Annotated in this window: 14 protein-coding genes and 1 pseudogene; all 15 read right to left on the bottom strand. The window is 57.7% G+C overall.

All coding sequences use genetic code 11. The features are described 5' to 3' along the window. Positions 1–219 (bottom strand): annotated as a pseudogene (locus QZ522_RS16375) (2-hydroxychromene-2-carboxylate isomerase); the annotation flags it as partial. Positions 220–371: 152 nt separating this feature from the next. Continuing rightward, positions 372–560 (bottom strand): 50S ribosomal protein L30, encoded by a 189-nt coding sequence (rpmD, locus tag QZ522_RS16370; protein WP_294614029.1) that lies wholly within the window; start codon positions 558–560, stop codon positions 372–374. A 13-nt stretch (positions 561–573) separates the two neighbouring features. Beyond that, positions 574–1,140: a 30S ribosomal protein S5 gene (gene rpsE, locus QZ522_RS16365; RefSeq protein WP_294614026.1), complete on the bottom strand. Its 567-nt coding sequence runs from the start codon at positions 1,138–1,140 to the stop codon at positions 574–576. 114 nt (positions 1,141–1,254) lie between these two features. Further along, the gene (rplR, locus tag QZ522_RS16360; RefSeq protein ID WP_294614024.1) at positions 1,255–1,614 is read right to left on the bottom strand and encodes a 50S ribosomal protein L18; all 360 of its coding nucleotides are present in this window, start codon (positions 1,612–1,614) and stop codon (positions 1,255–1,257) included. 11 nt (positions 1,615–1,625) lie between these two features. After that, positions 1,626–2,159, bottom strand: coding sequence for a 50S ribosomal protein L6 (gene rplF / locus QZ522_RS16355; protein ID WP_294614021.1), 534 nt, complete (start codon positions 2,157–2,159; stop codon positions 1,626–1,628). A gap of 12 nt (positions 2,160–2,171) precedes the next feature. Beyond that, entirely contained in the window at positions 2,172–2,564 is a 393-nt protein-coding gene (gene rpsH, locus QZ522_RS16350; RefSeq protein ID WP_294614018.1) for a 30S ribosomal protein S8, read from the bottom strand. A gap of 12 nt (positions 2,565–2,576) precedes the next feature. Beyond that, on the bottom strand, positions 2,577–2,882 hold the full coding sequence (gene rpsN, locus QZ522_RS16345) for a 30S ribosomal protein S14 (RefSeq protein ID WP_092840468.1): 306 nt from the start codon (positions 2,880–2,882) through the stop codon (positions 2,577–2,579). 19 nt (positions 2,883–2,901) lie between these two features. Continuing rightward, complete coding sequence (rplE, locus tag QZ522_RS16340) at positions 2,902–3,465, bottom strand: 50S ribosomal protein L5 (protein WP_294614012.1); 564 nt, start codon at positions 3,463–3,465, stop codon at positions 2,902–2,904. After that, the gene (gene rplX, locus QZ522_RS16335) at positions 3,458–3,769 is read right to left on the bottom strand and encodes a 50S ribosomal protein L24 (RefSeq protein WP_294614009.1); all 312 of its coding nucleotides are present in this window, start codon (positions 3,767–3,769) and stop codon (positions 3,458–3,460) included. Before rplX ends, rplE begins: the two co-directional genes overlap by 8 nt. Before the next feature lies 1 nt (position 3,770). Beyond that, on the bottom strand, positions 3,771–4,139 hold the full coding sequence (gene rplN / locus QZ522_RS16330; RefSeq protein WP_294614007.1) for a 50S ribosomal protein L14: 369 nt from the start codon (positions 4,137–4,139) through the stop codon (positions 3,771–3,773). Between the two features lie 78 nt (positions 4,140–4,217). Then, a complete protein-coding gene (rpsQ, locus tag QZ522_RS16325; RefSeq protein ID WP_294614003.1) occupies positions 4,218–4,448 on the bottom strand; it encodes a 30S ribosomal protein S17 in 231 nt (76 codons plus the stop codon). Between the two features lie 15 nt (positions 4,449–4,463). Then, a complete protein-coding gene (rpmC, locus tag QZ522_RS16320) occupies positions 4,464–4,667 on the bottom strand; it encodes a 50S ribosomal protein L29 (RefSeq protein WP_294614001.1) in 204 nt (67 codons plus the stop codon). A 236-nt stretch (positions 4,668–4,903) separates the two neighbouring features. Beyond that, positions 4,904–5,524, bottom strand: a complete 621-nt coding sequence (locus QZ522_RS16315; protein WP_294613998.1) for a 2OG-Fe(II) oxygenase family protein — start codon at positions 5,522–5,524, stop codon at positions 4,904–4,906. Positions 5,525–5,651: 127 nt separating this feature from the next. Next, a complete protein-coding gene (gene rplP, locus QZ522_RS16310; RefSeq protein ID WP_073199638.1) occupies positions 5,652–6,065 on the bottom strand; it encodes a 50S ribosomal protein L16 in 414 nt (137 codons plus the stop codon). 13 nt (positions 6,066–6,078) lie between these two features. After that, entirely contained in the window at positions 6,079–6,786 is a 708-nt protein-coding gene (gene rpsC, locus QZ522_RS16305; RefSeq protein WP_073199636.1) for a 30S ribosomal protein S3, read from the bottom strand. Positions 6,787–6,857: the final 71 nt, after the last annotated feature.

The raw sequence follows: 6,857 nt of genomic DNA, 5'->3' as shown, positions 1-6,857 counted from the left end.
ATCGGCCCAACGTTCAATCTCGCGGCCAAAGAAATAGTCAGCGTAGGCCTTGGTGCGGGCTGCAAATGGCTGTGATCCTGCGGCCTCAATGACGGGGCTTAGGTAAATTGGCCGATGCAGCAGTGTGCAGCCATGATCTGTGCAGATCTGGGCCAGCTTCTGGGCGCCCAAATAGGCATAGGCCGAATGGGCTGAGTAGAAGTATTCGATGGTGGGCATGTGCTGCATCCTTGGTGAGATTTGCATATTGGTAACGCCCTAAAGCTCACCTGTCAGCACCACAGAACACGTCGCTCGTGCCTTACTCCTTCGCAAACAAAAACGCCCCCGGCGGAACCGGAGGCGTTTTCGATGTCTTCAAGGAAAAGGACTTAGCCTTTTTCTTCGATGATCTCGACCATATGTGAAATCTTGTTCACCATGCCGCGAACCGAAGGAGTGTCTTCCAGCTCACGTGTCTTGTGCATCTTGTTCAGACCCAGGCCGATCAGCGTTTGACGCTGTTTGGCGGGACGACGGATCGGCGAACCGATCTGCTTGATAACGATGGTTTTAGCCATAGATCAGAACTCCTTACGCTTCCGAGGCTTCGGCAACCGGCGCTTCGTCACCCTTTTTCAGGATGTCAGCGACCTTTTTGCCTCGGCGTTGGGCGATCATGCGGGGCGAGCTTTCTTTCTGAAGCCCGTTCAACGTGGCGCGGATCATGTTATAGGGGTTCTGGCTGCCGTTGGATTTTGCAACAACGTCCTGAACACCCAACATTTCGAACACGGCGCGCATCGGACCACCGGCGATGATACCGGTACCTTGCGGTGCTGTGCGCATCACGACCTTGCCGGCGCCGTGGCGACCTTCCATGTCGTGGTGCAGGGTACGGCCCTCACGCAGCGGCACGCGAATCATGGCGCGCTTGGCGGCTTCGGTGGCTTTGCGAATGGCCTCGGGGACCTCTTTCGCCTTACCTTTGCCAAAGCCGACGCGGCCCTTTTGGTCGCCTACAACGACCAGCGCCGCAAACCCAAAACGCTTACCACCTTTAACGGTCTTGCTGACCCGGTTGATCGCGACGAGGCGATCTGCGAATTCCGGCGTTTCGTCGCGATCGCGACCGCCACGACGGTTCTCATCTCTTGCCATTTTGGCTTCCTTTCAATGCGGCGCCATCGGCACCATATATGTCAATCCAAGTGCCCCGGATCATCTCCGGGGCCCGGATCATCGAGGCGGTCCGTTCCCAGACCGCCTTCGCTATTAGATCTTCAGCCCGGCTTCACGCGCGGCGTCGGCGACTGCCTTGACCTTGCCGTGAAACAGGAATCCACCACGATCGAAATACGCCTCGCTGATGCCGGCCTTTTTGGCCCGCTCTGCGATCGCCGCGCCAACCTTGGCTGCGGCTTCGACGTTGTTCTTCCCGACCAGACCAAGATCCTTTTCGAGGGTCGAGGCACTGGCGAGCGTCACACCGTTGACGTCGTCGATCAGCTGAACGCTGATATTCTTGTTCGAGCGGTGCACCGAAAGGCGCGGACGCCCTGCGTTGACCTTGCGAAGTTTGTTCCGAACGCGCATACGGCGTTTTTGGAACAGTTTTCTCTTGCTGTTTGCCATCTGTCGCGTCCTTACTTCTTCTTGCCTTCCTTCTGGAAGATATACTCGTCTTTGTAGCGAATGCCTTTGCCTTTGTAGGGCTCGGGGCGACGCCAATCGCGGATATTTGCCGCGACCTGACCAACGAGCTGCTTATCCGTGCCTTCAACCACCATTTCGGTGGGCTTGGGAACGGTAACAGTCACACCATCCGGAATTTGGAAATCGACATCATGGCTGAGGCCGAGGTTCAGTTTGAGCACGTTGCCCTGAAGCTGGGCACGATAGCCCACGCCGCGGATCTCGAGCTCTTTCTTGAAGGCCTCCCGGCTGCCGTGCACCAGGTTGGAGATGACCGTACGGGTCATGCCCCACTGCTGGCGCGCGCGCTTGGATTTGCCGCGGGGCGTCACCGTAACCTGACCGTCTGCGATGGTGATTGTGACATCATCGGTGGCGGTGAAGCTTTTGGTGGCCTTGGGGCCTTTGACTTCGATCGTCTGACCCGAAAGCGTCGCGGTGACGCCATCAGGCAGCGATACGGGCTGTTTGCCGATACGAGACATTTCGTGGTCTCCTTAGAATACAGTGCAGAGCACTTCGCCGCCAACGTTGGCCGCGCGTGCAGATGCATCCGACATCACACCCTTGGAGGTGGAGACAATCGACACGCCCAGGCCCTGACGGACTTGCGGGATGTCATCGACGCCCAGGTAGACGCGACGTCCGGGTTTGGAAACCCGTTTCATTTCGCGAATAACAGGGGTGCCTTCGAAATATTTCAGGCTGACTTCGATTGCCGGGTGGCCATCTTTGCCAGTGCTCATCTCATAACCGCGGATATAGCCCTCGGATGCCAGAACATCGAGAACGCGCACGCGCATTTTCGAGGCCGGAACCGAAACCGTGGATTTACCACGCATCTGCGAGTTGCGGATACGGGTGAGCATATCGCCGATAGGATCATTCATGCTAATTCTCCCTTACCAGCTGGATTTCACGACGCCGGGGGCCTGGCCACTCGAGCCAAGCTCGCGCAGCATGATCCGCGATACTTTGAGTTTGCGATAATACGCATGCGGACGACCGGTCAGCTGGCACCGATTGTGCAGCCGGGTGGCCGAGCTGTTGCGCGGCAGTTTCGCAAGTTTCAGGGAAGCGCGGAAACGCTCTTCCATCGGCTTGCTTTCATCGTTGATGATCTCTTTGAGCGCGGCGCGCTTCTTGGCGAAGCGATCCACCAGAGCCTGGCGTTTCTTTTCGCGCTCGATCATTGCTTTTTTAGCCATAAATCTATCCTCCCGCGGCTTAGCTGTTGAAAGGCATGTTGAAGTGCTTCAACAGTGCCTTAGCTTCAGCGTCGGTCTTCGCCGTGGTTGCGATAACGATATCCATGCCCCAAACTTCGTCGACCTTGTCGAAGTTGATTTCGGGGAAGACGATGTGTTCCTTGAGACCCATGGCGTAGTTGCCATTGCCGTCGAACGACTTGCCCGACACGCCGCGGAAGTCGCGGATACGGGGCATTGCGATGGTGATCAGACGATCAAGGAATTCAAACATCCGGTCGCCGCGCAGGGTTACCTTGGCACCAAGCGGCATGTCTTCACGAACACGGAAGCCCGCGATCGAGTTGCGCGCCTTGGTGATAACCGCGTGCTGACCTGCGATGGTGGAAAGATCTTCCTGGGCCGATTTGGCTTTCTTGGAATCGCGCACCGCTTCGGCACCGCAACCAATGTTCAGAACGATTTTGTCCAGACGCGGGATCTGCATGTCGTTCTTATAGCCGAACTCTTCTTTCAGAGCGGGCTTGATGGTTTCGCGGAAAACGGTTTTGAGGCGCGGGGTGTAGGTTGCTGTATCAAGCATCGATCACGTCCCCCGTGGTCTTGGCAAAACGCACCTTCTTGTCGCCTTCAATCTTGAAGCCAACGCGGGTCGGTTTGCCGTTTTTGTCGAGAAGCGACAGATTGCTCAGGTCGATCGGCATCGCTTTCGGGACGCGACCGCCTTGGCTGGTCTGGCTTTGACGGGTGTGGCGGATGGCCATGTTCACGCCTTCAACGACAGCTTTGCCGCTCTTGGGGTCAACAGTGGTGATCGTGCCCTTCTGGCCTTTGTCTTTACCGGCCAGAACGACAACGGTGTCGCCTTTTTTCAGTTTAGCAGCCATCTTACAGCACCTCCGGCGCGAGCGAGATGATTTTCATGAAGTTCTTGGCACGCAGCTCGCGAACAACCGGCCCGAAGATACGGGTGCCGACCGGCTCGCCTGCGTTGTTCAGGATCACGGCGGCGTTGCGGTCGAACTTGATTGCGGTGCCGTCTTCACGACGAACTTCCTTGGCTGTGCGCACGACGACGGCCTTGCGGACGTCACCTTTCTTTACGCGACCACGCGGAATGGCTTCCTTGACGGAGACGACGATGATGTCGCCCACGCTAGCGTATTTACGCTTGGAACCACCCAGAACCTTGATGCACTGAACTCGGCGAGCGCCGGAGTTGTCAGCAACATCCAGGTTGGTTTGCATCTGGATCATTTGGTTTCTCCCGACCTATGGGGGGCGATGCAGTGCCTGATCCCCAGGGTTTCGATTATGCCGAAAAGGGCCCGAGGCTTACGCCTCAAGCACCTCCCAACGTTTCGTTTTCGAGCGCGGCGCGCATTCGATGATGCGGACGGAATCGCCGACCTTGAAAGCGTTCTTTTCATCGTGAGCCCGGTACTTCTTGGACTTACGGATGGTTTTTTGCAGCACCGGGTGCTTGAAACGGCGTTCAACCGACACGGTGATGGTTTGTTCGTTTGCGTCGCTGGTCACGGTGCCAGTCAGGATACGTTTGGGCATCTGAGAGGCTCCCTATTATTCTGCTGCCGCGTTAGCGGCTTTTTCGTTCAGGATGGTCAGCACACGGGCGGCGTTGCGGCGTGCAGCGCGCATCTGTGCAGGGTTTTCCAGTTGACCGGTCGCGGCCTGGAAACGCAGATTGAATTGCGCTTTCTTCAGGCTGGTCAGCTCCTCACGGAGCTGATCGGGTGTCTTGTCACGTAGCTCTTTAGCGTTCATGCGCTTTTTCCTTTCAACATCACTGGCGGGCCCTCATGCAGGGTCACCCTGATTCCAGTGGAGTTCATGATGAAGGGGCCATTTAGAACCCCTTGCGACATAAAGCAACCCCTGTTTCCCCCAGAGCCGCCATTCAGGCCGATTCCCCGCAGTTTGGGCAAAAACCACGGGTTTTTCGGCCTGTAGGGTGGCTGAAACGAGCGCCTCTCCGGGTTTGGCTGCGCGCGCCTGACCGTTTAGCCCCAGCTATAGTTGAAACTGACGCTGATCCGATCCTCTTCACTCATGTTCATCGGCACCTCGTGGCGCAGCCAGCTTTCCCAGAGCAACACATCGCCCACTTCCGGCGCGACATATACGAAGCTTCGCATTTCCTCGCGCGCATCCTTGCGCCGGGCGGGGGCGGCCATCATCATGGCCGATCGCGGATCTTCCAGTTTCAGGGAACTGGCCCCGTCGGGCATCGCCACATAGGTGGTGCCGCTGATCACGGAATGCGGGTGGATATGACTGCTATGGGTGCCCCCCTCGGGGAGGATGTTGATCCAGATATCCTCAAGCTTGAGCTTCTTGTCGTCGAGATCAAACTCCAGATCCTTGGCAAAGGCCGCGACATGCTTGTTGAGCACCTTGACGAGTTGCTTGAAAATCGGAAACCGCCAGCCAAGATCAGTGAGCGAGGCATAAGAGGTATAGCCCGGATAGCCGTTTTCCTCGCACCACTCCTGTCCCGCCTCGTCATCCTCGGCGATGGAATAACACGACGCCTCAAGCTCGGCGGCATCAATGGGTTTGCCGTGCTCGGACAGGGCGGCATGATAGAGGCGGGTCACGAAAAGTGAGGATATCTGTGTCATGGCCCCCCTCTTAAACCAGTGGCGCCCGCGTGGCGAGAGGCCTTGGCCCCCCTGCAACAAAAAGCCCCCGCCGATCGCTCGGCAGGGGCTTTTCGATTTCAGGCAGAATGGGTGAGACCCACCCAGTTTACCAGTCTTCGCGAACCACGACCCGGGTCTTGATCGGAAGCTTCATCGCGGCAAGGCGCAGGGCCTCGAATGCGATGGCTTCGGACACGCCGTCGATCTCGAACATGATCCGGCCCGGCTTGACCTTGGCGGCCCAGAAATCAACCGAACCTTTACCTTTACCCATCCGAACCTCGGTGGGTTTGCTGGTCACGGGAAGGTCCGGGAAGATCCGGATCCAAACCCGACCCTGACGTTTCATGTGACGCGTCATGGCACGACGAGCAGCTTCGATCTGGCGTGCAGTCACACGCTCGGGCTGGGTCGCTTTGAGGCCGTAAGTGCCAAAGTTCAGATCGGAGCCGCCCTTGGCTTCTCCCTTGATCCGGCCTTTGTGCATCTTGCGGAATTTACTGCGCTTTGGTTGTAGCATCTGTCATTCCTCCTTAACGGCGGCCGCCGGCGCCACGGGGCGCGGGACCATCCTGGAGTTCCTGGGCTTTACGGTCACGAGCCGCCGGATCATGTTCCATGATCTCACCCTTGAAGATCCAGACCTTGATACCGATGATGCCATAAGGCGTCAGCGCCTCATAAGGTGCATAATCGATGTCGGCACGCAGGGTGTGCAGCGGCACACGACCTTCGCGATACCATTCGGTACGGGCGATCTCGGCACCACCAAGGCGGCCCGCGACGTTGACCCGGATACCAAGGGCACCCATGCGCATTGCGTTCTGCACGGCGCGCTTCATGGCACGACGGAAGGACACACGACGCTCAAGCTGCTGCGCGATGCTTTCACCGACCAGAGCCGCGTCAAGCTCCGGCTTGCGGACCTCGACGATGTTCAGGTGCAGCTCGCTGTCGGTCATCGCCGCCAGCTTTTTGCGCAGACCTTCGATATCGGCGCCTTTTTTGCCGATGATCACGCCGGGACGTGCGGTGTGGATCGTGACGCGGCACTTCTTGTGCGGACGCTCGATGATCACACGGCTGATGCCGGCCTGTTTGCACTCTTTGCCGATGAATTTGCGCATGGCGATATCTTCCAGAAGAAGATTGCCATAATCCTTGGTGTCGGCGTACCAGCGGCTGTCCCAGGTGCGGTTGACCTGAAGGCGCATGCCAATTGGATTGACTTTGTTACCCATTAGGCTTGCTCCTCAATCTGACGCACCTTGATAGTGAGTTCCGAGAACGGCTTGATGATCTTGCCGAAACG

The sequence above is a fragment of the uncultured Roseovarius sp. genome (assembly GCF_913054395.1).
Lineage (GTDB): Bacteria > Pseudomonadota > Alphaproteobacteria > Rhodobacterales > Rhodobacteraceae > Roseovarius.
This window is presented reverse-complemented; position numbering and strand designations above follow the sequence as displayed.

What these genes read in the sequence shown, in the direction of transcription:
- rpsH (WP_294614018.1), bottom strand. Translation starts at nt 2,564, where the DNA reads ATGAATGATCCTATCGGCGATATGCTCACCCGTATCCGCAACTCGCAG.
- rpsQ (WP_294614003.1), bottom strand. Translation starts at nt 4,448, where the DNA reads ATGCCCAAACGTATCCTGACTGGCACCGTGACCAGCGACGCAAACGAA.
- rpsE (WP_294614026.1), bottom strand. Translation starts at nt 1,140, where the DNA reads ATGGCAAGAGATGAGAACCGTCGTGGCGGTCGCGATCGCGACGAAACG.
- rplN (WP_294614007.1), bottom strand. Translation starts at nt 4,139, where the DNA reads ATGATCCAGATGCAAACCAACCTGGATGTTGCTGACAACTCCGGCGCT.
- rpsN (WP_092840468.1), bottom strand. Translation starts at nt 2,882, where the DNA reads ATGGCTAAAAAAGCAATGATCGAGCGCGAAAAGAAACGCCAGGCTCTG.
- QZ522_RS16315 (WP_294613998.1), bottom strand. Translation starts at nt 5,524, where the DNA reads ATGACACAGATATCCTCACTTTTCGTGACCCGCCTCTATCATGCCGCC.
- rplF (WP_294614021.1), bottom strand. Translation starts at nt 2,159, where the DNA reads ATGTCTCGTATCGGCAAACAGCCCGTATCGCTGCCTGATGGCGTCACC.
- rpsC (WP_073199636.1), bottom strand. Translation starts at nt 6,786, where the DNA reads ATGGGTAACAAAGTCAATCCAATTGGCATGCGCCTTCAGGTCAACCGC.
- rplP (WP_073199638.1), bottom strand. Translation starts at nt 6,065, where the DNA reads ATGCTACAACCAAAGCGCAGTAAATTCCGCAAGATGCACAAAGGCCGG.
- rplE (WP_294614012.1), bottom strand. Translation starts at nt 3,465, where the DNA reads ATGCTTGATACAGCAACCTACACCCCGCGCCTCAAAACCGTTTTCCGC.
- rpmC (WP_294614001.1), bottom strand. Translation starts at nt 4,667, where the DNA reads ATGAACGCTAAAGAGCTACGTGACAAGACACCCGATCAGCTCCGTGAG.
- rplR (WP_294614024.1), bottom strand. Translation starts at nt 1,614, where the DNA reads ATGGCAAACAGCAAGAGAAAACTGTTCCAAAAACGCCGTATGCGCGTT.
- rpmD (WP_294614029.1), bottom strand. Translation starts at nt 560, where the DNA reads ATGGCTAAAACCATCGTTATCAAGCAGATCGGTTCGCCGATCCGTCGT.
- rplX (WP_294614009.1), bottom strand. Translation starts at nt 3,769, where the DNA reads ATGGCTGCTAAACTGAAAAAAGGCGACACCGTTGTCGTTCTGGCCGGT.